Genomic DNA, 24,817 nt, shown 5'->3' with positions numbered 1-24,817 from the left:
CAGCGGCCGCACATAACCTTTAGGTTCAGGTCCTAATGATGACCAGATAGTTGTTTATGGTAAGGTAGCCACCCAAGATGATCATGATGGCAGGGATCCACAACAGATTGGCATCTTTTCCATGCCGGTTCTTCATGATGTAGTAGAATATGTAGAATCCGCAAATGATCGCGATCTTGAACGAGATCATTACCAGAGGGTTCATTCCTATTAGAAATGCCAGAATAGGATTCGTTTCCACATTTCCTTTCATCAAAGACCAGTAGGTGGTGGCCGTGTCCCCTACACCGAACAGGGCCATGCCGAGTATCCATAGTATCCTGGAGGTCTTATCAAAATCAACCTTCATTCCGAGAAAGCCGACCGAGACCGGTTCGTTTTCGGAGTATTCGTCCTCCTCTTCCTCTTCGTCGTCAGAATCGTATTGGGAAATCCCGCTCCTTTCATTTCGCGGCTTCGAACGGTGTCCCCCGTACTGTTCTTCGAGTTTCGCCATATCTTTACGGTAGCCTATCACGATGTCCAAGAAATCGGCGACCCAAAGCTCCCCCCGCCTCTCCTGGATCTTCGAATACAGGTCAGTGCTTATTGACAGCGGTACGACCTTCCTCCCGTTTTCCAGGTCCTTAGGCGCCCCGACCACGATCTTATCTGCTTCAAGGGGGCTATCGACTACCTTGAGGCCTAGCTCGGTCAATCTGCTGGACGTGGTCAGGAAGGCATCCCTGCTATAGTCCAGGATCTTCTCCAGATCACGCTCGCGATCGTCTGGATCGAGGAACTGAAGATCATCTTCATAAACGAATATCCTGCTCCTGCTGGAAGTTCGTTTTACCTCATCCTTCAGACACGCCATTGTGACCACATGATTGAATTATCTTCATAAAAGAATTAAGAAGGCGGGGTTTCCCCCGCCCTGTTGCGCTAGGGTTTGCTTATGCTTCGTACGTGTTGATTTCCGAGAACGAGAAGTCCCAGAGATTGTCGAAGGCTGCTGCATCACCGGTGTTGGCCTGGCTCACGTAGACCATGAAGGTCAAAGCGAACGCATCGGTATCGGCGATGGCGCCAGCGTTGCTGACTACCCATTCTCCATTGGCTATCCTCACGATGCTCGGAGCCACTGTGCCCAGTGGTGGGTTGGTGGCTGATCCGTTGAGGCTGACCAGTGTATGATCGTTAAGGCCGGTCATCTTGACGAGAACGCCGTTGGCATATGTGTCTGCCACCCGGTTCACCTTAACGGTCATGTTGAAGGTCGCATTGCCCGGTGCAAGGATGCTGACTCCTCCGGAGAACTTGACAACATTCCTATCAGCCCCCGAGCTCTGGTATTGGGCTGTGGTTCCCAGTCCGCCGAAACCGGTCAAGGTAAGCAATGGTGAATCCGTTACATCCGCTTTGACCGAACCAGTGACGCCACTGTCCAGGTTAGGGATCAGTCCTGCTGCAAGTGCTCCCGTTGCTCCTGCGCCTACCAGCAATCCAAGGATCGCCAGGGCCAAAATCGGGTTCCTCTTTGCCCCATTCTTTTTTATGCTTTTCATGTTTATCAGCTCATATCATCCATAGTCAATTGGATTGTGATTTCAAAAATGGGGAACATTTCTATATAAATCGTAACCCAAAAAAATCAAATCGGATAATCATTTTTTCGATTAGCCAGTATGCTAAATTGAAAATATATTATGTTGAATAATAATTGACAATATAACGAATATCGATTGAAGTTTGTTATAAGAAATCCGACAAGTTGCCTTGAGGATCGAATCTTAACGACAGTGAATCAATTTCATTTCGAATCGATGATTAGAATCCTACTGATACAGGAATAGGTCAAACCGGGGACCTGCTCTTCTACTAACTATTGAATACGTCACGCACCTGTGGTTTTCGGCCTATTCCATTGGTCACAGTACGGTCTGAATGAATGGATGAGGGTCAAACGTTGGCCCTGGCTGCAGATCTTGTTAGGGGATGATTTTAATGTGCCATGATAGGCCTGGAATCAGGATCTGTATTATTTTGAGCTACCAATAACAACCCTATGATGGCCAAGATGCCAACGACTTCTCATTTTAAGATCCTCAATCATTTTCGATCGTCCCACATCCTCGATTTGTAGAAGAATGTAGATACGGTTTACGATCGTCGATTCATAAATTTGCCCGATCTATTGAATGAACATAGCAGTCAAAATCGGCATATGTTCCTTCAATCATTGTTCATGACTATTCACCAAATTCACGTACTAATCATGAATTGAAACGACATCCTTGGAATAGCCAGACAACCGTAACGATCTCATTTTCGACTTTGTTATCGGTATTGAGAATGATACTAAGTTATTTGGGATTTATTAACATTGATTGTGTTTTTCAATTCAATTGCCTGACTGAAATGAGGTGCAAGTTATCTCATCGTCTAGCAACAAGCGATGTCACCCGGCGATGACCGGGACGCTTGCAAGTATAAGGAGATAGAAAATATGAAAATGAGAACTTCTTGGAAGAAGGACAAGCGCGCAGAGATGGGCGTTGGAACGATGATCATCTTCATCGCAATGGTGCTCGTCGCCGCGGTCGCGGCGTCCGTATTAATCAGTACTGCAAATAAGGTTAGGGAACAGGCCCAGAACACCGGCGACCAGGCAATCAACAACGTCGCTTCCGGATTCGTAGTCCAGGATGTTACCGGCACTGTCGATACCTCCGTTAACAAGTACAAGAACATCACCGACCTGACCATCCAGGTAAGGCTGCAAGCTGGTAGCCCGTCGGTCAACATGGACCTCGTTTCGATCCAGTTTATCAGCGGCAGCACCAACAAGATGCTGACCTTCGTGCAGGGCACCGAGAACGCATCCAAGGGTGTCAGCTATGGCGCAAACAGCACCGGACCGGCCGATACCTGGATCACCGGTAACCACGTCGTCCAGCAGGGAGACCTCGTCACCGTGGCCATCACCGGCCTGACCCTGGGATATTCGTCAGCTGCGACCATCAAGATCGTTCCGGCATACGGATCGTCGAACTTGATCAGCTTCGTGACCCCGTCCTTCTACAACACGGCATACGTGAACCTGAAGTAACGGGTCCCTAGTAAAACAAGAAGTGGCCCATGTGGCCCTTCACTTTCCCTTTTATTTTCTTAATGGCAATGTGAATGGACGATAGTCAGAACATCTGACGCGGATCTCTCGGGCGTGGGCTGTTTCTGTCGATGGATCAGGGACCAGCAACATCATCCGAGTGATATGAAAGGACAGTCATGGATACGATTCTTCATGGACTGGCTGCACAATTTTTTCCTCGTCATGGTTATCGTATTTGATTCCCAATTCTCCTATGTTTATCTATCTCCAATAGGTTTTCTTCGTATCTGCCTGATGGAACCGAATGCTAGAACATACTAGCACGAAATCCAATCTGGGTGGTAAGCGATGTCAGCCCGGTGCAAACCGGGACGCTTAATAAAAGGAGATAGAAAATTATGAAAATGAGAACGTCATGGAAGAAGGACAAGCGCGCAGAGATGGGCGTCGGAACGATGATCATCTTCATCGCAATGGTGCTCGTAGCCGCGGTCGCTGCGTCCGTTTTGATCAGCACAGCGAACAAGGTTAGGGAACAGGCCCAGAACACCGGCGACCAGGCAATCAACAACGTCGCTTCCGGATTCGTGGTCCAGGATGTTACCGGCACTGTCGACACCACCACAAACAAGTACAAGAACATCACCGACCTGACCATCCAGGTAAGGCTGCAGGCTGGTAGCCCGTCGGTCAACATGGACCTCGTTTCGATCCAGTACATCAGCGGCAACACCAACAAGATGCTGAACTTCATCCAGGGCACGGAGAACGCCACCAAGGACCAGACCTACGGCGCAAACAGCACCGGAATGGTCGCCACCTGGATATCGGGCAACCACGTCGTCCAGCAGGGAGACCTCATCACCGTGGCCATCACCGGCCTGTCTCTGGGATACACCGAGGCTGCAACCGTCAAGATCGTTCCGGCATACGGATCGGCAACCTTGATCAGCTTCGTGACCCCGTCCTACTACAGCACGGCATACGTGAACCTGAAGTAAGGACATGGAGCAATAAACCAACAGAGGAGATGATACCACGGCAATACACCGTCCGACAGCTCCTCTACCTTCCCTTTTTCCTTTCCTGGCAGTTTTTACTTTCAGGAAGAACAAAAAGGGAGGTGGAGAAGATCTATCCAGCCAGGTCGAGGATCTAGACCTCGATCTCGATGAAGATGCAATGAAGTTGGGATTGAAGGGCACAGACATCGGAGGGGCTCTTGGCGGGTCGAAAATGACCCTAGACGATAGTCCACTGGCGGGATTGGCTCCAAAGAGCGACAACAAGAGGATCGACACGATCGATGGAACCGTCACCGACATAAAGAACCAGCTTGAGACAATGGGCTTGGGAAACAAGGCGCTAAAAGGTGATGTGGACAAGATCAGGTCGGAGATCGATGGGATCAACGACTCCATCAAGAACCTGCTGTGCGTCTATGAGGCGGTCAGCCGGGAGTATAACCCGTTCGTCGATTCGGAGATGCCCAGCCCAAGGAAGGCTGAGAACGTAACGGAAAAGGCGAAGGTGAGCGAACCGGTGTCCAAGGACATAGCGGAAGAGCTCAACCTTGACGACCTAGACCTGGATCTCGATCTGGACCAAGGCAAGACACCGGTTCTGGGGAAATCAGCGAAAATACCCGATTACATCGAGGCGGAACCTATGGACAAGATTCTGAAGCCTGAGAACGATGAGGACGATGTCGCCCAGCTCGTCGAGAAAGTGAAGATCACCAAAGTGACGAAGCCGACAAAACCTCAGGTCTTCGACAAGCCCGCACCGATCGAGAAGGCGCCAGACCCAATTCCGGAACCGTCCTTGAACGTCGTGGTGGATTTCTACTCCATAAATCAGGTCCACAAACTTGTGGAGCATCAACTGGAGCAGATATACGCCATGAAGCTGAAGGGCCAGATGGTACCGGAAGAGGAATACGCCTCATTAGAGCGGTGGATGGCGGAGTACAAACGGATGGGCGTGAAGTAGGATGGGACTTAGCGTTTCGGCTGCGTCCGCCATTCTCTTCAGCTCTTTCCTTATTGTATTCGGGGCCATGTTCGGCTCCATCAATATGTACCAGGACAAGATCCAAGCAGCCCAGGAAGACAATTACTTCCGCGCTCTGGACGTCCAGGGAACGAGCATAGAGATCACCTCAGTAGATGCACCGAACGGTACCATCACCGTCTCCAACATTGGCAGCACAACTCTGGACCCGGCCAAGCTGGACCTCTTGATAAACGGAACCATCTCCACTTCGTCCATTACCCAATTGATCATCGACCAGCATCCCGGCTCAAGGATCTGGCTTCCAAGCGAATCATTGGTCATATCTTCCGATGCCAACATCACCGGCGCGCATGTCGAACTGGTCACCGAATTTGGCACGGTAGCGTACAGTTGAGGTGATCGAATGTCAGACTCAGGTACCACTCAGGTCATCTTCTTCGTGGCGGCCATTGTCGTGGCCGGGGCACTCTCAGGGGTCTTCATAGGACTATCCAACAACATGGCCACGGCCGTCGAGAAGAGGGCCGTGAACTTCTCCGACAAGCTGGACACCAGCATCAAGATCATCAATGACCCTGGGTACATGCCATACGATAATTCCACTCTTACGATATATGTGAAGAATACTGGCTCCAATATTCTGCTCCCAACCGATCTTCTTGTCCTGATCGACGGCAAGGACCAGAACAGCAGCTCATGGACCATCATGGGAGGATCGGTCCAGTGGGTTCCTGGCCTCGTCCTCGAGATACATCTGAATATCATTCTTGCGAACGGTGACCATACTGCTAAGGTAGTCGTATCTAATGGGATTTCGGACTCCATGGGGTTCCGGATCTAGTATTTGCTAGATCTGGCTCAACATGGAGAGGCGGATGATCATCGATGAGCGGCGACACTAGGGCTCCAGCCAGCGAATCCATAGATAAGGATCTTTTCAGCATCGCGCTGAAACAGGACGAGCTCGCCGATAAGCTGGGCAAGTGGATCCCCCGCGGCACCAACATGCTCTTGGAAGGTGAGATCGGCTCCGGACGGAGCGTTCTGTGCCAGCGCATGTGCTACGGATTCCTGTTCAACGGTCATTCTGCCACCTATGTCTCCACTGAACAGACCATAAAGGGATTCATCGACCAGATGTGGTCCCTCGATTACAAGGTGAGCAAGTACCTGCAGAACGGGGCCCTCACCTTTTTCCCGGTCTATCCATTGATCGGGAACACCGTGACCAGGGCCGATTTCATCGAGAAGCTGACCACGTCCCCGGCCCTGTACACTCACGATGTTCTCATCATCGATTCCCTCTCCACCCTGACCCAGAACCGGTTGGACGAGAACAGTGCGGTCAAGCTGATGGCCTTCCTCAAGAAAATGAACAAGCTGGGGAAGTCGGTCATCATGACCGTCGAAGCGAACACTCCGGGAGTGGACACGCTCAGGCTGTCCACTGACGTGTATATGACCCTGACCATGAAGGCGACCGGCCAAGGCATAAACCGGGTCATCAACGTGAAACGCTTCATGCGTGCCAGGAAGACTGTGACCGAGATCATCCGGTTCAGGATCGAGCCTAAGATCGGCATGATCATTGAGATCACGGAGGTTTCGGGATAAGAGGCAGAAGACCACAAGAACCCTGATTGATCGGACAAAAAACCTGTTAAAATGCCCGCTTGCCGGTGACGATCGGCCTGCGAGCTATCACGGCGGATGAATAATGGTTGAAGAAGACGGCCTGGCAAAGGCAATGGCGAAGAGCCCGTACCTGCGGCGTTACATAGCGGAGCTTAAGAAAGAAACCTCCAAGATGCCGCATTTTTATGAGAACCTGACCGTCAAAGAGCTTGGCGACATCCGTTCTGCAGCCATCAACGATATCGAATCGGCCAACGTCATCTACCGTGTTGGACAGGGTTTCGTCCACATCAATGCCAGAAAGAACGCCTACGTGAACATCGAACAGAAGCTGGACGATGAACAAAAGGACCGTCTCCGCGCGATCAAGGATTTCATCCTGGAAAAGGCCTCGAACGAGGAATCATCCGAGACCGTGGAAGACCAGGAAAGGATCCTCAACAAGCTTTTCGAGCAGTCCGTCGTGGTAGGCGACGAAACGTCTGGCAAGAGCAGCATGGGGGGCCTGTTCGGAAGCGGGGAGAAGATAACGGTGACGGAAGAGGAGCACGACCTGATGAAGTACTACATCCGCCGGGACATCATCGGGTACGGCCCTCTTGAACCGCTTATCCTCGACCAGTACATAGAAGATGTGCATCTGATAGGCACCGGCCGGGTCCGGGTCTCGCACAAGGCCTTCCAGTTCGCCCTGGAAACGAACGTCCGGTTCGAGGACGAGGTCAGCCTCAACGACTTCTTCATCTCCATGTCCGAGAGGATGGGGAAGCCGGTAAGCAACTCCCACCCGGTCGTCGACGGTACGCTGCCAGACGGTAGCCGTATCAACATGATCTATTCGACCGATGTGAGCGCCAGGGGTTCGTCCTGCACCATCAGGAAATTCACCGCGGAGCCGATCTCCCCAATCCAGCTGATCAAGTTCGGATCCTTCAGCCCCGAACTGGCCGCCTATCTCTGGATCTGCCTGGAGAACAAGATGAACATCATCATCTGCGGTGAGACGGCGTCCGGTAAGACGTCCACGATCAACGCCATCATGACCTTCATCGACCATCGCGGCAAGATCTACTCCGTCGAAGACACGCCCGAGGTAAAGCCTCCTCACAAGGCCTGGCAGCGCTGCGTCACGAGGGAGGCCGGCCCGGAAGAGTCCAGGGTCACCATGTTCGACCTGCTCAGGGCCGCGTTGAGGTCCAGGCCTGACTACATCATCGTCGGTGAGATCAGGGGTGAGGAGGCGAGGGTCGCCTTCCAATGCATGCAGACCGGCATTCCGGTGCTGGCCACCTTCCACGCTTCGAACTCGACCAAGTTCATCCAGCGTATGACCGGCCAACCGGTGAACATACCCATGTCCTTCATCGACAACTGCAATGTGCTGGTGTTCCAGTCCGCGGTCAACGTCAACAGGCGGTACCTGAGGAGGGTCACGGCCGTCGAGGAGATGATGGGATTCGACAAGGAGGCGGGCGGCATGCTCACCAGGACCGTCTTCAAATGGGACTCGGCCACTGACCACCTGTACTTCAGGGGCAACAACAACAGCTTCATCCTGGAGAACCGGGTGGCCGCTGAGCACGGTTACTCCGATAAGAAGGACATCTACATCGAACTGAGGAAGAGGGAAAGGATCATCGCGAAGATGGTGGAACTGAACATCACCGGCTACAAGGAAGTGGTCAAGGTCCTGAGCGACTACTACGAGAAGGGAGAGAACTCGCTCCCCTTCAACTACTGAGGCTGTGCATGGTCCTGCTGAAGAGCAAGAAATTGACACAGGGCTTCCGGGACATGAAGATGAAGCCCAAGACCTACTTCAGGCTGGTCATCATTTCCATCGTCGTCTTCGGACTGGTAGTGCCGACGATCCTTTCCAACTTCATCATCCCCCAATTCTTCAACCAGATAATGGACCCCTCGTATGGGATCGTTCTTTACGCCCTCCCCATCTTCGCCATCTTCGCCGTGGCCATGATACCCATCATGGCCTCGTCCAAGAGCAAGATAAGGGCGGAGCGGAACATGCCGTTGTTCGTGACGGAGCTGGCAGCCCTTTCCACATCGGAAATGCCCATCGACAAGATCTTCTACGTCATGTCGCAGAAGGCCGAATACGGGCAATTGGCCGAGGATTCGAAGCGGATATACCGGCTCATCCGGTTCTATCACGTGGCGGCCGGGGATGCGTGCAGATTCGTCGCTGCCCGTACCCCTTCCCCGGTCGAGGCCGATTTCTTCAGCCGGCTCTCCCACTCGATGGAGGTGGGGGAAAAGCTCGACCGTTTCCTGAAGAACGAGCACGAAGTGATCATGGACGAATATACCCTGAAGGCGGATGCCAGCCTGAAGGACCTGGACTTCGTCAAGGAGCTGTTCACCGGCATAGTCACCTCCCTCATCTTCGCCTGCGTTTTCATCTCCATAGTCCCTTTGCTCGGCCAGGGCAGTGTCGATACCCTGCTGGCAGGGATCGTGATGGGCTTCGCCGTCATGGAGGGCATGTTCGTCTACTTCATCCAGACGAAGCTTCCCAAGGACGATGTCTGGTATGGCTGGCGACAGAAGAAGAAGGACAGGCTGACGAAGGACAACGACCGCATAATGATGCTGTCGGTGGTCATTTCCATCATTGGGACCGGGATGCTGACCTTCCTCCTGTTGCCCTTGAACCTGCCCCTGGGCCTCTATGCGTCGTCGGTGTGCCTCCCCTTCCTGATCCCGGGCATCCTTATCACCCGGGAGGAACGCAACATCGTCAAGCGGGACAATATCTACGGGGCGTTCATCCGGTCATTGGGCCGGGCCTCGTCCGTCAGCGGACAGACCATGGGAGAAGCGGTCCGGAAACTGGCCATGCACAAGTTCGGTCCGCTGACGTCCATGGTCAAGAACCTTTCCAAGCGGCTGGCGCTGAACATCAACACCACCGACGCCTGGAGGCATTTCTCCGCCGAATCGTCCAGCAACCTGATCAGGAAATTCAACAACGTCTACACCCAGTGCGTGCTCAGCGGCGCCAAGTCCGAGGTGACCAGCATGTTCATCAGCGCCAACATGTTCAAGGTCCTGGCCATCCGTAAGAAGCGGCAGATAGTGGCCTCTGGCTATCTGGGCGTCCTGTACGGTATAATGATATCGCTGGCCTTCACGCTGTACATCACTGTGGGCATCTCCGAGTACATGTCCAACACCATCCAGGGGCTGTCCCTGGAAGGGGTGGACCTGGGGGGTGCCAGCTTCCTCAACACCCTTTTCAATTCCCATTTCGACGTGGGCCCGCTGAAGCTGATGGTGTTCTCGATCATCTTCATCCACGCGTTCTTCTCGTCCCTGATGCTGCCCATGCTTCGCGGAGGTCACATCGCCGGCGCTGGGATACACTTCATCGCTTTGCTATGGATAGGGTCGGTCTCCGCATTCGTGGTGGACATCATGTTGAAGGGTCTGCTCGGCTGACCCTGACTAGAAGACTTAATATGCCTGCCTTCGGATTAGCCAGCCTGAGGAACGACATGGCAAAGAGGGTCATCGTCATCGGATCGGGGGCCGCCGGAATGAAAGCGGCATCCGCCGCACGCAGCGCTGGGGATGCAGAGATCACAGTCTTCACCGAGGAGGAGCACATATCCTACTCTCCCTGCGCCATACCATTCGTCATCGAAGGCAAGATCGAGGATTTCGGTTCGATCGTGATGCATACTCCAGAGTTCTATGCCAAGGAAAGGAACATCACCGTCCTGACCAAGACGAAGGTGACGGGGGTCGATATGGACAAGAAGACGGTCACGGCGGCCAATGGCACCGTGCATCCATATGATTCGCTCGTCCTCAGCGTAGGCGGGACCGTTTTCCTGCCGCCCGTGGAAGGAGTGAAGCTACCTGGGGTCTTCCCGGTAAGGAACATCGCGGACGGGATGGCCATAAAGAACGCGCTGAAAGGTGTCCGCCAGGTCGTGGTCGCCGGCGCCGGCGTAATCGGTCTGGAAATGGCGGTGGCGATGAAGCGGCTCGGCAAGGACGTCGCCGTGGTGGAGATGTTCAACCAGGTCGTCCCCCGCATCATGGACTCGGACATGGCCAAGCGCGTCCAGAAGCATTGCGAGTCTTTGGGCATCATCTTCGTGATGGGGACACCGATGGGTTCCATCAAAGGCGATGGCAAGGTCGAGAAGGTGGTCGTCGGCAACCTGGAGCTTCCATGCCAAATGGTCATCATGGCCACCGGGGTCCGGGCCAATCTGGAGATCCCGAACATGATGGGTCTTGAGGTAGGTCCGCTGGGCGCTGTCCGGGTGAGTCCGACGATGCAGCCATACAAGAAAGGACGGCTGGTCAAGGACGTCTTCCTGGCGGGGGACGTGGTGCAATGCGAGAGCGCCGCCGCTCCCGGGCCGACGATGAACCAGCTGGGTTCCGCAGCCGTCCGTCAGGGCAGGGTCGCAGGGATCAACGCCGCCGGAGGATACGCCACCATGCCCGGGGTGCTCTCTCCCTTCATTAGCGTCATCGGCGACATCCAAGTGGGCGGCACCGGTCTCTCCAAAGGCCTGGCCGATTACTACGGATTGAACGTCGTGGAAGCGGTGGCGGAGGGCTCGACCAGGGCACGCTATTACCCTGGCGGCAAGCCGCTTGCGGTGAAGATGCTAGCGGACCGGGACAGCCACCACATCATCGGAGCCCAGATGGTCGGCGGAGAGGAGGTCACCGGACGCATCAACTGGCTGACCGCCGCGATATACAAGGGCGTCAGCGCCGAGGAGTTCGTCAACGCGTTCGAGAACGCGTACTGTCCGCCCACCTCGATGGTGAAGGACGTGGTGAACGAGGCCGCGGAGTTGCTGATGAAGAGATTGTCCGGGAACTGACGGATATCCCGCAGGCCCGGAAAAATTAACTCAGCGGGGATTCGGCAGAGAGGAGGCCTTGATCCGTTTATGGGCGGCGCGGCCGCGCAGGCGTATCTCCCTGGCCACCGCCGGTCCTCCTTCGTTCGCCAATCTCTCTATCGATTCCAGGTCGTTCAACGAGATCATCTCGTTCATGATGAAGGCGCTGACCACGGCGCGTTGGACGTTGTTCATGTCGCTCTCGGTCCAGATCGTGAACAGCAGGTCCCTCAGTTCGGCACCCTTTTCCAGCTCCTCTCCCAGGACCGCTTTGATCTCGGTGTCGTACCGGTCAAGCGCAGCCCGGTCATTGACGGCAGCGGCCGCCACCCGGCCTGCCACGGTCCCGCATATGTAGGACGGCATGATGCCCTCCCCTACGAACGCCAATGTCTGACCGGCCGCGTCACCAGCAAAAAGGACGTTGCCGGACGACGGTCCGCCAAGGAATCCTGGCACCGGGGCATCGCCTGTCTTCACCTCGAGTATCTTCTCGGGATCGAAGTATTGGGCCACGATCGGGTTCGAAACGATCCAGTCGGTGAGGACGTCCTTTCTCGACTCGGTCCCTCCCACGAAGCCCAGCCCAACGTTCGCCCGATGGGAGCCCTTGGGTATGATCCAGCCATAGCCGAGGCCGATCTCCGGCTCGATGAAGATCTGCATGCAGGGAGGCAGCCTCTTTTTGGACACCATCTCATACTCGACGCCCCTGGCCACCGATCCGGAAGGGAAAAGCTCCTTCCCCATCAGTTTGCCCACCGAGGAATGGACACCGTCGGCCGCGATCACGATCTTCGGTTCGACAGCGACCTTCTCCCCCCGGACCATCAGGCTGCAGGAAGCGATGCCCTCCCCTTCGGTCTCGATGTCCAGCAGGCGGGCGTCGGATTGTACCGAGGCCCCTCCCCGGGCCGCCTTCTCCGCCAGGTACTTGTCGAAAAGCTTCCTTTCCACGGTCAGGCTCCTCCAGTAATCCTCGTGATTATCGATCTGGACGGTGCGGTCGACTATGAACCTGGTGAATTCCTGCTCACAGCACCTGGCATACCTGGGTATCCTTATATCGGTCATGGCCAGGACCGACCGTCCGATGACCTCGCCGCATTGGACCGGAGTGCCTATCTCCTTCTTCCGATCGATGACGATCGTCTTGGCCCCGCTCTCGGCGGCCGCTCTTCCTGCCCCGCTACCGGCCGGTCCTGAACCGACCACCAGAACATCGCATTTCTTGACTTCCACATTACCACCCGTACCTTAGAGAAAGACCGTATGAACGGTAGAGCACTCGGAACTCAGGATACTTTAGGATGGCCTTGGCATGATTGAACGCCGTCACCCCGCCCTTGTAGGGGCGGATCGATCTGGCCATTTCCTCGTTCGACATTGCCGCCAGGGCACGGTAGCCTTCCATGAAGACGGGGTCGGCGAAACCGGAACGTTTCCAGGAGACCTGGTACTGTCCCAGGTCCTCCTTGGCGATGGCCATTGCCGCCATCCTGCCGGAGATCAGGGCGGTCCTGATCCCTCCGAAGGACACTGGATTGGCCATGGCGGCAGCATCTCCAACGATGCATGCGTTGCCCGAGACGATCCTGTCCATCCTCCCGATCGGGATGGCACGCTGGTGCACCTCCAGTGCGTTTTCCGGGATCTTGTCCGTCCCCCGGGGGAACCCTATGCGGCTGGTGTTGCCATTGGGAAACACCCATCGGTAGCCGCCCCCATATCGGTGATCGTAATGGAAATGGATCGTCATCCTCTCCGGCCGCTCGTCCAGGACCGCCTGCACCGCCCAGATCTTGGTGACCTCCTGGTCCCGGAACAGTTCAGTGCGGACCCGCGACTGGGCGCCGTCGGCTCCGACCAGGTACTTGCATTTCATCTCCTGGCCTGATGTCAGCCCTAGGACGAACTCCGATCCATTTTTCCTGATCGAGTCGACCGTGTCGACCGATACCAATCCTCCCTGGTCGGTGAACCTCTCCCTCAATTCCCTTAGGACCCGGGCCCGGTCGATGATGTATCCCCTGAGCCGGGTCTCGATAACGATATCCTCCGGCCAGTGTTCCACCGCCTTGGTGATGGTATCGACGATGAACCTGCGGTCCAGGCATCCCGCCTCCCTGAGGCCGGCATGGCTGATGCCCTCGCCGCACATACGGTGATACCGGTCGAACTTGGACTCCGGAAGACGTTCCAGCATCAGGATCTGATGATCTCCCTTCAGACTCGGGCGGAGCCAGGAGGCCACCGAGGAACCGGCAGGGCCGGCCCCCACTATAACCGTGTGAAATCCTTCCAATTACTATCACTCCGCAGGGATCCTTTCCACGAACGAATAGGCCAGGTCGAATGCCAAGAACGCAAAGAGATATGCGAAGGAGTTGATAATCCCGACGGCACAAAGGACGAGCACCGCCACTTTCATGAACGGCCTCTCCTTCATCAGGCGCCCGAGGCTCGAACCTGACCTTGACCTGTCGGCGTTGTCGCTCGCCACCTCATCGGCAAACGCGCTTAGGAAGATCATGCCTGCCCCCACCAGGTCGACGTTGTTCGGGAAGTTGATGAAAGAGACCAGCGCGAAGATGGAGGTCACGGCGAATCCCAGTTGAAAGGCCAGGTTGTCATACTTCGCCGTTATGAGCAATGCCATCAGCATCCCTATGAAGATGGTGGCGGAACTCTTATCCCACAGGATCAGGGAGCCCATAAGGAGTCCGCCGGGCAGGGCCAATGCCAGTGAGGCCCGCTTGCTGAACCTTTCCGAATCATAGGACTGGTCGCCGAACTTGATCAATCCGCCCAATATCGGGAAGGAAAGGGCCACCAGCAGCAATCTCGGGTCGAAAGGCGGGGACATAAGGACGATGACTAGCGCCAGGGCCAGGCAGAGAATGGTGGCCAAAAGGTATGCCAATGCATGGCTGCGGTTCGCGGGATATCCAAGTCCATCCATTTTGATCACGCCGACCGGACGGAGGTGTATCGCCAATATCGGTATTATGGTTTTGTGAAAGCGGTGGAACAAAAAGGAGAAAAGGGAAGTGGTTTGGACCCGCTGGTCGTCACTAACAGTCGTAGTACAGGAAGTACTCGTACGGGTGCGGCCTGAGGCGTATGGCGTCGTTCTCCTTGGTCCTCTTGTAGTCGAGCCAGGTCTCGACCATGTCCTTGGTGAACACATCTCCGCGCAGCAGGAAGTCGTGGTCCGCCTCGAGGTTGTTGAGCGCCATTTCCAGGCTGCCCGGCACGGTCTTGATGCCCTTGGCCTCCTCCTTGGAGAGCTCGAACAGGTCCATGTCGTGGGGCTCGCCCGGGTCGATCTTCCTCTTTATGCCGTCCAGACCGGCCATGAGCATGGCAGAGAACGCTAGGTAAGGGTTGCTGGAGGCATCTGGGGGCCGGTACTCGATCCTCTTGGCCCTTGGTGACTTCTGGCAGACCGGCACACGTATTGCCGCGCTCCTGTTCCTTGCCGAGTACACCAGGTTCACCGGCGCTTCGAATCCCGGTACCAGCCTGCGGTACGAGTTGGTCGACGGGGACGTCAGTGCCAACAATGCTGCTGAGTGGGCCAGCAGTCCGCCGATGTAGTACATGGCGGTCTGCGAGAGCTGGGCGTAACCCTTGGCATCGTAGAACAGGTTCTCACCCTTCTTACCCAGGGACTGGTGCACGTGCATGCCGGTACCGTTGTCGCCGAACAGCGGCTTCGGCATGAAGGTGCATGTCTTGCCATGCTCGTGTGCCACGTTCTTCAGGATGTACTTGTACATCATGACCTTGTCCGCCATGGTGGTCAGGGTGCTGAACTTCATTCCGATCTCTCCCTGTCCGGCAGTGGCGACCTCGTGGTGGTGGATCTCGCACTCGATACCGGTCTCCATGAGCTTGAGGACCATTTCAGACCTCAGGTCTTGCAGCGAGTCGGTCGGCGGGACCGGGAAGTAACCTTCCTTGTTCCTCGGCCGGTGGGCGATGTTCGGGCCGTCCATGTTACCCGAGTTCCAGACGCCCTCTTCGGAATCGATGAAATAGTACCCAGAGTGCTGGTTCTGGTCAAAGGCGACGGAGTCGAAGATGAAGAACTCCAATTCCGGTCCGAAATACGCGGCATCGGCGATGCCAGATGATTTGACAAAGGCCTCTGCCTTCTGAGCGATGTACCTTGGGTCACGCCTGTATCTCTCTCCCGAGAGCGGTTCTGCTACATCGCAGATGATGCTCAGGGTGGGGATCTTGCAGACCGGGTCAACAACGGCGGTCTCCGGGTCCGGCATGAGCAGCATGTCGCTCTCATGTATGTGCGCGAATCCACGGATGCTAGATGCATCGAAGCCGTGTCCCTCTTCGAACTGGTCCTTCAATTGGCTAGCGGGGATCGATACGTGTTGCCACATGCCCGGCAGGTCGATGAACTTGAAATCGACCATCTTTACCTTTCCAGACTGGGCCATCTCGATCGATTCTTCCCTCTTGCCCGTTTTCACCTTTTCCTTCTTCACTGCTGGCGACATTTGTTACCTCACCTTCTAGCTGGTTGCCTTTTCCCTTGGGTCCGAAGATGTGCGCGGCCTGACATGGTGCCGGACGAATTCCGCGACCTTTCAGGCCATCATTGTCATTTGCCCCGGAGCTGGAACAAAATGAACAGGATCCCGCATACCGGGTAGCACTGTTCGTTTATTGTTCATGCTCTTGGCTATCAAGGCGGCAGTCTATAGACAAACTAATAATTAAAGTCTTTGAAATTCGACAAATATCTCGGAAAAACCTGATATGCTCGTCAGATGCACCTTTCATCATGAACCGTTAGTTCGTCGCATCTGGCAGGGCATGATAGCGCATTTCTGAGCTAAATGAACGGAAGGTCTGGCCCGTCTGATTCTGATAAGAATCCATCCACTAGACAGCACTGCTTATTATCGTTAACATCGGATGGGGCGTGAAATAACATCCGTTCTCATGATCCGCATTCCCGACCGATGCCAAATAATGCTTAATAATCGTCCGCCGATTTGGCCGTGATAATATGCAACCAGATGAGCGTTTCAAGCTGATCGCCAGGAACACCGAGGAGATCATCACGTCGGAAGAGCTGATGGCACTGCTATCCTCCAAGGCCGCTCCCCGGGGCTATGTCGGCTTCGAGCCTTCCGGTCTGGTGCACATCGGATGGATGGTCGTCACCCAGAAGGTGAGGAACTTCATCGATGCCGGTTTCGAGTTCATCATATTCTTTGCCGATTGGCATGCCTACATCAATGACAAGCTCGGCGGGGATATACAGAACATCAGGGATTGCGCAGAATACATGAAGGATTGCTTCGAAGCGCTGGGAGTGCCGAGGGACAAGGTGAAGTTCGTCCTGGCCTCCGACATAATGGATGACATTGATTACTGGGAGGTTGTGATCAAGACCGGCAAGAGCGCCTCCCTGTCCCGGGTCAAGAGGGCCCTCTCCATCATGGGGAGGACGGAGGAAGAGGCCGAACTGGATTCCTCCAAGTTCATCTACCCCCTTTTGCAGGCGACCGACATCTTCATGCTCAAGGTGGACGTCGCCTACGCGGGCATGGACCAGCGCAAGGTGCATATGCTTGCCAGGGAGGGGGCGGAGAAGATGGGCATGAAGAAACCGGTGGCGGTTCATACCCCGTTGCTGCCTGGGCTCAAGGGAGGCAACCGCATGGACCCTCTCGCCTCGAAGATGTCCAAGAGCGACCCGGACAGCGGCATCCTGATCCACGACCTACCGGAGGACATCAAGAGGAAGATCGGAAAGGCCTTCTGCCCTCCCGAGGCCGAAGGGAATCCGGTATTGGCCATCGCCCGGATAGTGATCTTCGAGCGTGTCGACAGGATAGACATCAAACGGCCGGAGAAGTTCGGCGGCAATGTCTCCTTCGCATCATACGAAGATTTGGAACAGGCCTACCTGAACGGCAAATTGCATGCGATGGACCTGAAGAACGCAGTGGCAGAGACATTGGCGGACATACTGGCACCGACCAGGGAATACTTCGTGAAGAAGCCCGAGAGCCTGGTGCGGATAAGGGAGATCGTCAGCAGTGTCAAGTCGATGAGATGAGCTCTGCGGTCTAGAGCTCACGGGGACAGGGATTCCCTGCTCCGTTTCTTTTCTCTCAAAAAGTCCATGGCGCGTTGCATGCAGATGTTCAGGATGGCCTCCACATCCCCAACTCCGACCAGGCCGGCCGCGCCTCCGTGGCCGCCCCCATCGTTGGACGTTTCCACGCCGATGTTCTCCAGCACTTTTCCCAGATGGAACCCCATGCGCACCATCTCCGGCCTGGCCCGGGCCGACAACCGGAAGCTCTGGTCCCTCTGGGAACCCACGAACGCCACGTCCGCGCCGATCGCCAGCATGCCCTTGCACACCGAGCTCTCATAGGCGCTGCCGACGGATATGGCCACGATGCGGTCGCCCACGCGGTCGAAGCGGATGCGCTGTGCCCCCTTCAGCTGCGAGATCCTCTCGGAAACGTCCGGCTCCAGGTCGGTCACCGAGGTGACCTCGTCGATCTCCAGACCGGCCTCTTCCATCAGGTCGGCGAATGAACGCAGCAGGCCCGCATTGGAGTATCGGAAATGGCCGCTATCCGTCAGCATGCCCGCCAGCAGTGCCAGGCCGACATCCCGTTCGATCCCGATCCCGGCTACCCGCAACAGTTGGTATACGATCTCCGCGCAGCTCTTCTTCTTGTCATCGCAATAGTAGGTCCGGTCCCCCCAGCGGTCCGAACGGGCGTGATGGTCGATGATTATGGCATTGGCTGGCACCGAAGAGAACTCTCCAAGCTGGTCCGGCGACGAGGTGTCCACCACGACCACCTGGTCATATTCGGTCATGTCCATCCGGTCCAGGACCTTGAGGTTGAGCTTCATCGCGATGACCTTGGAGATCTTGTCCAGACCTCCGGGGGCGCATATGTCCGCATCGGGGAACGCCTTGGCGATCGCGTAGCCGCATCCCAGCGCGTCCGGGTCGGCGTTGCCGTGAAGCAAGATGACCTTCCGACCTTGCTTGAGCCTCTCTGCGATCATCGTGAGCATGTTCAGATGGTATGGGCGGTCAATATTTCCATGTTTCGAACTCTGGATATGGTATGGATGTACGTCAAAAGAATGAAAGAAGGGACAATGGTCCCAAAAATGTGGTTTCAGTTGTCGTCCGAACCTTCGGACGGACGAGCGCCGCTGCCCATGGCCTTGGATATCTGCTCCTGCATCAGCTGGTACTTTTCGCGGAGCATCTTTTCCTGCCGGTCGAGCGACTTTACGCGGACCTCGGAGGTCTCCTTGTCGTCCTCGATCTCCCTCAGCAGGGATTCGCGGTCGGACACCTTGATCATCAGCGCGCCTACGTTCTTGTAGACAGGGCTGTCCTCCGGTGTCTTCTTTAGCTCGTCGATGGTGAGGTCCATTTCCTTGAGCTGGGATTCCATCCGGAACTTTTGGTTCAGGATCTGCTGGAGCTGCTGTTGCACTTGTTGGAATTGTGCGATCTGGTTCTGGAGTTTGGGGCTGATATCGTCCATGTCACTCACCTGATGTTATGCTCATCTCCTCCGCGATCTGCATCCATCGGAGGTAGGAGTTGAGCGCCGCTCTCATGGCGGCCAAATCGGTTGCTTCTACTTTCAGGACCACCTGGCCCGGTTCCACATGGGCCGCGACCTTGGTCCTCGGTATCTCCCTGCCCGCCTCGGGCGAGATCGATGCCAGGATAGTGTTGGCGTGGCCAGTGCGGACCTTTAGGGTGGCCCGGAGCATCCCGCTCATCTTCCCTTTATGACCTTCTTGACGTTCGGGCGTTCCTTGTAGAAGATCTTGGAGCCGCAATTTTCGCACTGCATACCGACCGCATTGACGTTCGATCGGATGGGCTTGTCGCAGTTCCCGCACTTATACGTGCTGTTCGCCTCCGCCGAGCTGAGCCTTCTGGGCCAGCACCTCCTTTGAGGTGATCTTCTTTATGGTCGGCGTGTAGCTGGCGGCCGCGAACTTGGCGTCGCAGTGCCGGCATTGCCAGATCCCGGTGGATACCCGCTTGACATTCATATGGTGGCATGTGGGGCACTCGGACTTCGATCTCTCGATTGCCTCAATGTCCCTGGTCGTCTTCCTGGTGACGACACCGCATCTTGCTCCGTACCTTCCGGCGGTTCCTGCTTTCTCTGTTCTCTTTGCCATCGATTTCACCCTACCAGCTTTCTCAGCTCATTGCCTAGTCTCTGGGAGGTCTCGATTATGTTCTTGACCTGATCCATTGTAAAGGCGCCGCGCAGACCCTTCTGCATGGCCCTGAGGTCACCGTTCTCGTCAGTGGTCACCGTCAATCTAGCCGACGCCACTTTTTCTTCGTCGAGAGTCGGATCGAACAATATAACGTTTTCTATCTGTACGGCCGTACAGGATATGGGCATTGTTCTGATCGGCATCATGAAGTCCTCGCCCTTGCCATTCTCTGCTGCTGGGACCTTGCAGGTCTTGAGAGCTGCGACAGCTCCCAGGGTTGCTGCGTCGAACAGGTTCCCGTCATAGTCGAGAACATAGATGTCGATGAAGTTGATCCAGCATTCCTTGCCCTTCTCGATGCACAGTTTCTCGAGGTCGATCATTCCAGACTCCCGGATACCGCGGTCGACCACCCTGGCCAACTCGATCGAGTTCTCGTCTGGCGGGCCAGCCTCGAAGTTTGGTGATCCCATCGGGATCAGTTCGGCGTTGGTGGAGAGCACTCCCCTGTCCGGGGTGTCCCCGAACGGTGCTCCGATGCCCATCTTGACCCCGACCAGCACGTCGGTGTTGCCCAGCTTGACCCGGGCCGAACCCTCGGCGGTCTCGATGTAGTTGGTCTCGATGGAGATCTGCCTGAACTCGTCCCAGACCCTTCCGTCCACCCGCTTGCCCTTGGCGATGAGCTTGTGGATGTGGTCCCTCTTGATCTCAGATACGACAGAGCGTGCCATCCTTAGGCCTCCTGGGAATCGGACGGGTTCTGTTCCTCGGCCGCCGCTTCCTCGGCAGTCTCGGTGATGGCATACCTTCGGCGCAACGCGTCCTTCTGCATCTGGTAGACCTGTTCCAATGCCGGGACCGCATAGTCCATCGCCTGGTTGAACTCGGCGACGGTCAAGTGGCCGTCCATCTGCAACAGGAGAACCTCTCCGGTGCGCGGGATCATGGCGATCGGGACATCCGCCTGACCGTAGTTGTCCTCTTCCTTGTTCAGGTCCAGGACCACCTGGTCGTTGACCTTGCCGACGGCGATTGCCGGCACCAGGTCCTTCATCGGGATCCCCGCGTCAGCCAATGCGACCGAGGCCGCGGTAAGTCCAGCGCATCTCGTTCCGGCGTTGGCCTGCAGCACCTCGATGTAAACGTCCACCGAGGTCCGGGGGAAGCTTTCGGTGAAGACCACGTACTCTAAGGCCTCGGATATGATCTTGGAGATCTCGACTGATCTCCGGTCCGGTCCCGGCCTCTTGCGGTCGCCGACCGAGAACGCGATCATGTTGTATTTGCATTGGACTATCGCCTTGGCCGGGTTCTGCATGTGCCGGGGGTGGCACTCCCTGGGGCCGTATACCGCCGCCAGGACCTTGTTCTTGCCGATCTCGACGTAGGCGGAGCCGTCCGCGCTCTTTAGGACGCCGGCCTCAATCTTGATGGGCCGCAGCTCGTCCACCTTCCTTCCGTCTATTCTGATCCCATTGTCATCAATGAGTTTGACACCTGTATTTCCGCTCATAAGTTCACCAGATCAATTTGATTTCGTCATCGACTCGAGATATTCCTTTACCTTCTCCGTGAGCCTGGACTGCTGGGCGCCTTCCTCGATCATGCGGATCGCGTGGATCGCCGTCACCATGCTCTCGATCTCCCCGTCCAGCCAGATCCTTCCGTTTTGCCCGATGAAGATGCGGCAGTTGGTGTGGCTCTTGATCAGCTGGATCATGGAGCCTCCCTTCCCGATCACTCTGGGCACCTTGGTGTATGATATATCGATCACTTGACCGCCGGACAGCTTGCGCAGGCCCTGCTCCTTCATCGTGACCTGGACCCTCTTGGTCTCGTCCACCATCAACACCTTTGCCAGCAGGGTGTCGCCTACGTTGAGGTACTTGGACGTGTCACCGAACTCCACCCTCCACGGGACCTCGTTGACGTGCAACGGGGCCGGGTAAGGGGAATTGATATCAATGAGCCAGTTCGACGGTCCTATGTCGATCACCTTGCCGATCACACTGTCGCCAGTGGCCGGTATGTATCTCCCACCCAGGGGAATGACATTCACAAAATTTGACTTTACGCTCTTGATGCCCAACTGAGCGGCGAACACTTTGCCCTCCACGGCATAGGCGCCGCTTCCGGCCTTAAGGCCGCTCGCATCGAGCAGATCTCCGGGGATCACGATCTCCCGGTCTCCACCTGCACCTTCTCTATTCATTTGACCACATCTTCATGCAAATCCTGATTGGTTTAAAAACCTTCCCTTCCGTCGAAGCAACGAACGCTCAGCCCTTGAGCTGTTTCGTCTGCGCGTTCCCCTTGGTCTTTTCGTTCAAACGCCCGTAGAAGTCGTCCCTCATCCCTGCAGGGATCTCCACCACACCGATCCAGGAACCGTTGGGTTCCCATTCTTCCTTGATGATCTTCCCGAAGTGGATGATATCATCATAACATTTGCCATACTCGTCACCGGAGAGCTTGACCGCGATCCTGATCTTCTCGAATCGGATCGGTATCAGCGGCCTCAGCTTGTCTAACACTTGGTTGATCTGCTGCTCCACCGGTTTGAAGGGGTCGATGTGCACTTTGGCCTCATCCATCGCCATGGATATGCGCTCGGCCGTGTGCGGTCCCCCGGTCTGGGGGTTGATGGCGTTCCTGGTTATTTCGGAGACGATCCGCTTCCGCTTGTTCTCCAGCATCTCTTTTCGCTGTTGGGCGGTTAACTGGATCTCTCCCTTGAGTATGATCTGCTTGGCGACCTCGACCACATCGTTCGTGCCAAAGATCTCCTTGATCTTCTCTTCGGGAGCTTTCGTTCCTTTGTGGGCATTCTTGAAGACCTCGTCTATGACCATATAATCGACTAGGTTGGGGTCTTTCCCCTCCTTGAGGAGATTGACCACCTTCGGGTCGATCAGGATCTCAAAGGTCTCCCCGTGGGATTCCAGCTTCGCGATGATCGCGTCCTCGATGTCTACCATCCAGACACCGATCACGCGGCGTTGACCCTTTGGATATAGGTCTCTGCTTCGTTGTCGTCCAGGCGGCGGAAGTTCTCCCCGCGCCTTACGATACCGATCTCCACGGCCTTCGGGTTGAGCTTCTCTTCCTCGGTAGCCTTCTTCAGCGCCTTGAGGCCCAACTCCACTGCGGCTTCCATCTCCATGCCTTCTGCATACAGCTCTTCGAAGACTTCCATCACGACGTTACGGCCGGCCCCGATGCTGCCCGCCTTGTAGGAAACTAGCGCTCCGCTCGGGTCAGTCTCGAACAGGTGCTCACCGAGCTCGTCCACGCCGGCGACCAGAAGGGCAGTCCCGAACGGCCTGACGCCGCCGTACTGGGTGTAGTTCTGTTTATAGTCGCAGATACGTTTCACAAGCTCTTCCACGCCCATGTTCTCGTCATAGGTGATCTTGTTCACCTGGGCGATGACCCTGGCCTGGTCCACTAGGATCCTAGCGTCGGCCACAAGCCCTGAGGTCGCGCAGCCGATGTGATGGTCTATTTTGAATATCTTTTCGATGGACTTTGGTTCCATGAGCCTGCTGGCTATCCTCTTGTCCACAATCAATACCACTCCGTCCTTGAATTTCAGACCGACGGTTGTGGTCCCGCGCTTGACCGCCTCCCTAGCGTACTCCACCTGGAACAATCTTCCGTCCGGCGAAAACACAGTTATGGCCCGATCGTATGCCATTTGTCCTGGTTGCATCTAATCACTCCTTCGAACGCGTTACGACATTCCCTTAAGTTATCCTCGGCTATATATTTGTTGGGTAGTTTCACACCTGTTCCTGAGGCATGCTGGCAATGTCGATATGTGCCGCTCAGCGGGGGTTCCGCCGTCCTCCTTCGGACGCCTTGCCGAGGTCATCCTTCAGAACGAAATAGCGCTCTCTCAGGGTCTTGAGGGTGCCCGAGGTTCGGAGGGTCCTCATCGGCAGGGCGGCCGTGTTTAACAGCTCTAACGTCGCCTCCTTCTCCGGTTCCAAGGAGCGGACGATGCCCCGCCTGCCCTCGAATTGGATGAGCTTCGGAGGTTTGACCCCCAAACGGACGGCGCTAGAGATGATCTCCCGAGACACCGTCTCCGCATCGATTACATCGGTTGTCTCGAACGCGATGTACCGACGGCGTCCCCGTTTCGCCTTGACGACCATCTGCCTTGCTCACCAGGCCCTGGACGGCGACTTGGACGGCGCAGGTGGACAGTTGGCCGGTTCTGGCTTTCCGGAAATGGCGTTCTGCTTCAGGCCGGTTATGATCACCATGGCGCTGAGCTTCCCTTTCATCGACGGCTCCACTGCGCATCCCCAGATGACCCTGGCCCGCGGATTGACCGCCTGGCTGACCAGTTCCGCGGCCCTTTCCGCCTCGGTCACGGTCATGTCCGGCCCGCCCACGACCCTGATCATAGCGCCCTTGGCATCATGAAGGTCCACATCTCCCAGCATCGGGGAGCTCAGGGCATCGTTCACCGCCTTGTTGACGCGGTCGTTGTCATCGGTGACAGCCTCGCCGATGCCGATCATGGCGATACCGCCGTTCTTCATTATGGTCAGGATATCGTTGAAATCAAGGTTGACGAGCGCCGGTTTGGTGACCACTTCGGTGATCCCCTTGATGCTCTGCATGAGCACCTCATCCGCCACCTTGAACGCGGCCTCGATGGGCAGTCTGGGCACGAGTTCCAGCAGTTTGTCGTTCTGGACCACGATGGTGGTGTCGCAGTGCTCCCTCAGGCGGTTCAGGCCCTTCATGGCGTTCTCCATCCGGATCCTGCCCTCGGCCTTGAACGGGAGGGTCACTATGCCGATCACAAGCGCTCCCTGTCTCCGCGCCATCTCCGCAACGACCGGCGCAGACCCGGTGCCTGTCCCCCCTCCCATGCCCGCGGTGACGAACACGA

At 56.0% G+C, this 24,817-nt stretch carries 28 protein-coding genes; 10 read left to right on the top strand and 18 right to left on the bottom strand.

What is annotated here, in order from left to right; genetic code table 11:
- Positions 1 to 25: 25 nt before the first annotated feature.
- Together VGK23_04450 and VGK23_04445 are read right to left on the bottom strand one after the other, a co-directional pair.
- Positions 26 to 856: a DUF5658 family protein gene (locus tag VGK23_04450; GenBank protein HEY3419784.1), complete on the bottom strand. Its 831-nt coding sequence runs from the start codon at positions 854 to 856 to the stop codon at positions 26 to 28.
- 79 nt (positions 857 to 935) lie between these two features.
- A complete protein-coding gene (locus tag VGK23_04445) occupies positions 936 to 1,547 on the bottom strand; it encodes a hypothetical protein (protein HEY3419783.1) in 612 nt (203 codons plus the stop codon).
- A 941-nt stretch (positions 1,548 to 2,488) separates the two neighbouring features.
- Here VGK23_04445 and VGK23_04440 point away from each other — a divergent pair.
- The 9 genes from VGK23_04440 (at position 2,489) to VGK23_04400 (ending at position 11,616) form a co-directional block, all read left to right on the top strand.
- Positions 2,489 to 3,091: an archaellin/type IV pilin N-terminal domain-containing protein gene (locus tag VGK23_04440; GenBank protein ID HEY3419782.1), complete on the top strand. Its 603-nt coding sequence runs from the start codon at positions 2,489 to 2,491 to the stop codon at positions 3,089 to 3,091.
- Between the two features lie 407 nt (positions 3,092 to 3,498).
- Positions 3,499 to 4,095: an archaellin/type IV pilin N-terminal domain-containing protein gene (locus tag VGK23_04435; GenBank protein ID HEY3419781.1), complete on the top strand. Its 597-nt coding sequence runs from the start codon at positions 3,499 to 3,501 to the stop codon at positions 4,093 to 4,095.
- Positions 4,096 to 4,276: 181 nt separating this feature from the next.
- Complete coding sequence (locus tag VGK23_04430) at positions 4,277 to 5,086, top strand: flagella accessory protein C (protein ID HEY3419780.1); 810 nt, start codon at positions 4,277 to 4,279, stop codon at positions 5,084 to 5,086.
- A 1-nt stretch (position 5,087) separates the two neighbouring features.
- Entirely contained in the window at positions 5,088 to 5,504 is a 417-nt protein-coding gene (locus VGK23_04425) for a hypothetical protein (protein ID HEY3419779.1), read from the top strand.
- A 9-nt stretch (positions 5,505 to 5,513) separates the two neighbouring features.
- A complete protein-coding gene (locus VGK23_04420; protein HEY3419778.1) occupies positions 5,514 to 5,951 on the top strand; it encodes a hypothetical protein in 438 nt (145 codons plus the stop codon).
- Between the two features lie 44 nt (positions 5,952 to 5,995).
- Positions 5,996 to 6,724 carry an ATPase domain-containing protein gene (locus VGK23_04415; protein HEY3419777.1) on the top strand — a complete coding sequence of 243 codons (729 nt, stop codon included), beginning with the start codon at positions 5,996 to 5,998 and terminating at the stop codon, positions 6,722 to 6,724.
- Between the two features lie 103 nt (positions 6,725 to 6,827).
- On the top strand, positions 6,828 to 8,486 hold the full coding sequence (locus VGK23_04410) for a type II/IV secretion system ATPase subunit (GenBank protein ID HEY3419776.1): 1,659 nt from the start codon (positions 6,828 to 6,830) through the stop codon (positions 8,484 to 8,486).
- An 8-nt stretch (positions 8,487 to 8,494) separates the two neighbouring features.
- Positions 8,495 to 10,204: a type II secretion system F family protein gene (locus VGK23_04405; GenBank protein ID HEY3419775.1), complete on the top strand. Its 1,710-nt coding sequence runs from the start codon at positions 8,495 to 8,497 to the stop codon at positions 10,202 to 10,204.
- A 56-nt stretch (positions 10,205 to 10,260) separates the two neighbouring features.
- A complete protein-coding gene (locus tag VGK23_04400; protein ID HEY3419774.1) occupies positions 10,261 to 11,616 on the top strand; it encodes an FAD-dependent oxidoreductase in 1,356 nt (451 codons plus the stop codon).
- A 30-nt stretch (positions 11,617 to 11,646) separates the two neighbouring features.
- Here the strand turns inward: VGK23_04400 and VGK23_04395 are convergent, their stop codons facing one another.
- From VGK23_04395 to glnA, 4 genes are all read right to left on the bottom strand, one after another.
- Entirely contained in the window at positions 11,647 to 12,879 is a 1,233-nt protein-coding gene (locus tag VGK23_04395) for an NAD(P)/FAD-dependent oxidoreductase (protein HEY3419773.1), read from the bottom strand.
- Position 12,880: 1 nt separating this feature from the next.
- A complete protein-coding gene (locus VGK23_04390) occupies positions 12,881 to 13,942 on the bottom strand; it encodes an NAD(P)/FAD-dependent oxidoreductase (GenBank protein ID HEY3419772.1) in 1,062 nt (353 codons plus the stop codon).
- A 6-nt stretch (positions 13,943 to 13,948) separates the two neighbouring features.
- On the bottom strand, positions 13,949 to 14,635 hold the full coding sequence (locus tag VGK23_04385) for a hypothetical protein (protein HEY3419771.1): 687 nt from the start codon (positions 14,633 to 14,635) through the stop codon (positions 13,949 to 13,951).
- 76 nt (positions 14,636 to 14,711) lie between these two features.
- Positions 14,712 to 16,160: a type I glutamate--ammonia ligase gene (gene glnA, locus VGK23_04380; protein HEY3419770.1), complete on the bottom strand. Its 1,449-nt coding sequence runs from the start codon at positions 16,158 to 16,160 to the stop codon at positions 14,712 to 14,714.
- 515 nt (positions 16,161 to 16,675) lie between these two features.
- On the opposite strand from glnA, the gene VGK23_04375 reads away from it, so the two are divergent.
- On the top strand, positions 16,676 to 17,734 hold the full coding sequence (locus tag VGK23_04375) for a tyrosine--tRNA ligase (GenBank protein ID HEY3419769.1): 1,059 nt from the start codon (positions 16,676 to 16,678) through the stop codon (positions 17,732 to 17,734).
- Between the two features lie 17 nt (positions 17,735 to 17,751).
- Here VGK23_04375 and VGK23_04370 read toward each other — a convergent pair whose 3' ends face one another.
- From VGK23_04370 to VGK23_04315, 12 genes are all read right to left on the bottom strand, one after another.
- Complete coding sequence (locus VGK23_04370) at positions 17,752 to 18,720, bottom strand: DHH family phosphoesterase (GenBank protein ID HEY3419768.1); 969 nt, start codon at positions 18,718 to 18,720, stop codon at positions 17,752 to 17,754.
- A 107-nt stretch (positions 18,721 to 18,827) separates the two neighbouring features.
- Positions 18,828 to 19,205 carry a prefoldin subunit beta gene (locus VGK23_04365; GenBank protein ID HEY3419767.1) on the bottom strand — a complete coding sequence of 126 codons (378 nt, stop codon included), beginning with the start codon at positions 19,203 to 19,205 and terminating at the stop codon, positions 18,828 to 18,830.
- Between the two features lies 1 nt (position 19,206).
- Positions 19,207 to 19,449 (bottom strand): KEOPS complex subunit Pcc1, encoded by a 243-nt coding sequence (locus VGK23_04360; GenBank protein HEY3419766.1) that lies wholly within the window; start codon positions 19,447 to 19,449, stop codon positions 19,207 to 19,209.
- Positions 19,446 to 19,550, bottom strand: a complete 105-nt coding sequence (locus tag VGK23_04355; GenBank protein HEY3419765.1) for a DNA-directed RNA polymerase subunit P — start codon at positions 19,548 to 19,550, stop codon at positions 19,446 to 19,448. The genes VGK23_04360 and VGK23_04355 overlap by 4 nt, the downstream gene beginning before the upstream one ends.
- Positions 19,551 to 19,572: 22 nt before the next feature.
- Positions 19,573 to 19,860, bottom strand: a complete 288-nt coding sequence (locus tag VGK23_04350; protein HEY3419764.1) for a 50S ribosomal protein L37ae — start codon at positions 19,858 to 19,860, stop codon at positions 19,573 to 19,575.
- A 5-nt stretch (positions 19,861 to 19,865) separates the two neighbouring features.
- Positions 19,866 to 20,639: an exosome complex protein Rrp42 gene (gene rrp42, locus VGK23_04345; protein ID HEY3419763.1), complete on the bottom strand. Its 774-nt coding sequence runs from the start codon at positions 20,637 to 20,639 to the stop codon at positions 19,866 to 19,868.
- Positions 20,640 to 20,641: 2 nt separating this feature from the next.
- The gene (rrp41, locus tag VGK23_04340; GenBank protein HEY3419762.1) at positions 20,642 to 21,421 is read right to left on the bottom strand and encodes an exosome complex exonuclease Rrp41; all 780 of its coding nucleotides are present in this window, start codon (positions 21,419 to 21,421) and stop codon (positions 20,642 to 20,644) included.
- Positions 21,422 to 21,433: 12 nt separating this feature from the next.
- Positions 21,434 to 22,120 carry an exosome complex RNA-binding protein Rrp4 gene (gene rrp4 / locus VGK23_04335; protein ID HEY3419761.1) on the bottom strand — a complete coding sequence of 229 codons (687 nt, stop codon included), beginning with the start codon at positions 22,118 to 22,120 and terminating at the stop codon, positions 21,434 to 21,436.
- Between the two features lie 67 nt (positions 22,121 to 22,187).
- Positions 22,188 to 22,886 (bottom strand): ribosome assembly factor SBDS, encoded by a 699-nt coding sequence (locus tag VGK23_04330; GenBank protein ID HEY3419760.1) that lies wholly within the window; start codon positions 22,884 to 22,886, stop codon positions 22,188 to 22,190.
- A gap of 11 nt (positions 22,887 to 22,897) precedes the next feature.
- Positions 22,898 to 23,620, bottom strand: coding sequence for an archaeal proteasome endopeptidase complex subunit alpha (psmA, locus tag VGK23_04325; protein ID HEY3419759.1), 723 nt, complete (start codon positions 23,618 to 23,620; stop codon positions 22,898 to 22,900).
- 115 nt (positions 23,621 to 23,735) lie between these two features.
- On the bottom strand, positions 23,736 to 24,068 hold the full coding sequence (locus VGK23_04320) for a hypothetical protein (protein ID HEY3419758.1): 333 nt from the start codon (positions 24,066 to 24,068) through the stop codon (positions 23,736 to 23,738).
- A gap of 9 nt (positions 24,069 to 24,077) precedes the next feature.
- A partial coding sequence (locus VGK23_04315) for a cell division protein FtsZ (GenBank protein ID HEY3419757.1) occupies positions 24,078 to 24,817 on the bottom strand: 740 nt, incomplete at its 5' end.

This window comes from Methanomassiliicoccales archaeon (assembly GCA_036504055.1).
In the GTDB taxonomy this organism is placed as follows: Archaea; Thermoplasmatota; Thermoplasmata; order Methanomassiliicoccales; family UBA472; genus DASXVU01.
This window is presented reverse-complemented; position numbering and strand designations above follow the sequence as displayed.

Excerpts from the sequence above, each read along its gene's own strand:
- VGK23_04425 (HEY3419779.1), top strand. The coding sequence starts at position 5,088 with ATGGGACTTAGCGTTTCGGCTGCGTCCGCCATTCTCTTCAGCTCTTTC.
- rrp41 (HEY3419762.1), bottom strand. The coding sequence starts at position 21,421 with ATGAGCGGAAATACAGGTGTCAAACTCATTGATGACAATGGGATCAGA.
- VGK23_04360 (HEY3419766.1), bottom strand. The coding sequence starts at position 19,449 with ATGAGCGGGATGCTCCGGGCCACCCTAAAGGTCCGCACTGGCCACGCC.
- rrp42 (HEY3419763.1), bottom strand. The coding sequence starts at position 20,639 with ATGGCACGCTCTGTCGTATCTGAGATCAAGAGGGACCACATCCACAAG.
- VGK23_04430 (HEY3419780.1), top strand. The coding sequence starts at position 4,277 with ATGAAGTTGGGATTGAAGGGCACAGACATCGGAGGGGCTCTTGGCGGG.
- VGK23_04410 (HEY3419776.1), top strand. The coding sequence starts at position 6,828 with ATGGTTGAAGAAGACGGCCTGGCAAAGGCAATGGCGAAGAGCCCGTAC.
- psmA (HEY3419759.1), bottom strand. The coding sequence starts at position 23,620 with ATGCAACCAGGACAAATGGCATACGATCGGGCCATAACTGTGTTTTCG.
- VGK23_04400 (HEY3419774.1), top strand. The coding sequence starts at position 10,261 with ATGGCAAAGAGGGTCATCGTCATCGGATCGGGGGCCGCCGGAATGAAA.
- VGK23_04435 (HEY3419781.1), top strand. The coding sequence starts at position 3,499 with ATGAGAACGTCATGGAAGAAGGACAAGCGCGCAGAGATGGGCGTCGGA.
- VGK23_04450 (HEY3419784.1), bottom strand. The coding sequence starts at position 856 with ATGGCGTGTCTGAAGGATGAGGTAAAACGAACTTCCAGCAGGAGCAGG.
- VGK23_04320 (HEY3419758.1), bottom strand. The coding sequence starts at position 24,068 with ATGGTCGTCAAGGCGAAACGGGGACGCCGTCGGTACATCGCGTTCGAG.
- VGK23_04440 (HEY3419782.1), top strand. The coding sequence starts at position 2,489 with ATGAAAATGAGAACTTCTTGGAAGAAGGACAAGCGCGCAGAGATGGGC.
- VGK23_04350 (HEY3419764.1), bottom strand. The coding sequence starts at position 19,860 with ATGGCAAAGAGAACAGAGAAAGCAGGAACCGCCGGAAGGTACGGAGCA.
- rrp4 (HEY3419761.1), bottom strand. The coding sequence starts at position 22,120 with ATGAATAGAGAAGGTGCAGGTGGAGACCGGGAGATCGTGATCCCCGGA.
- VGK23_04375 (HEY3419769.1), top strand. The coding sequence starts at position 16,676 with ATGCAACCAGATGAGCGTTTCAAGCTGATCGCCAGGAACACCGAGGAG.
- VGK23_04445 (HEY3419783.1), bottom strand. The coding sequence starts at position 1,547 with ATGAAAAGCATAAAAAAGAATGGGGCAAAGAGGAACCCGATTTTGGCC.
- VGK23_04365 (HEY3419767.1), bottom strand. The coding sequence starts at position 19,205 with ATGGACGATATCAGCCCCAAACTCCAGAACCAGATCGCACAATTCCAA.
- VGK23_04420 (HEY3419778.1), top strand. The coding sequence starts at position 5,514 with ATGTCAGACTCAGGTACCACTCAGGTCATCTTCTTCGTGGCGGCCATT.
- glnA (HEY3419770.1), bottom strand. The coding sequence starts at position 16,160 with ATGTCGCCAGCAGTGAAGAAGGAAAAGGTGAAAACGGGCAAGAGGGAA.
- VGK23_04405 (HEY3419775.1), top strand. The coding sequence starts at position 8,495 with ATGGTCCTGCTGAAGAGCAAGAAATTGACACAGGGCTTCCGGGACATG.
- VGK23_04415 (HEY3419777.1), top strand. The coding sequence starts at position 5,996 with ATGAGCGGCGACACTAGGGCTCCAGCCAGCGAATCCATAGATAAGGAT.
- VGK23_04330 (HEY3419760.1), bottom strand. The coding sequence starts at position 22,886 with ATGGTAGACATCGAGGACGCGATCATCGCGAAGCTGGAATCCCACGGG.
- VGK23_04370 (HEY3419768.1), bottom strand. The coding sequence starts at position 18,720 with ATGCTCACGATGATCGCAGAGAGGCTCAAGCAAGGTCGGAAGGTCATC.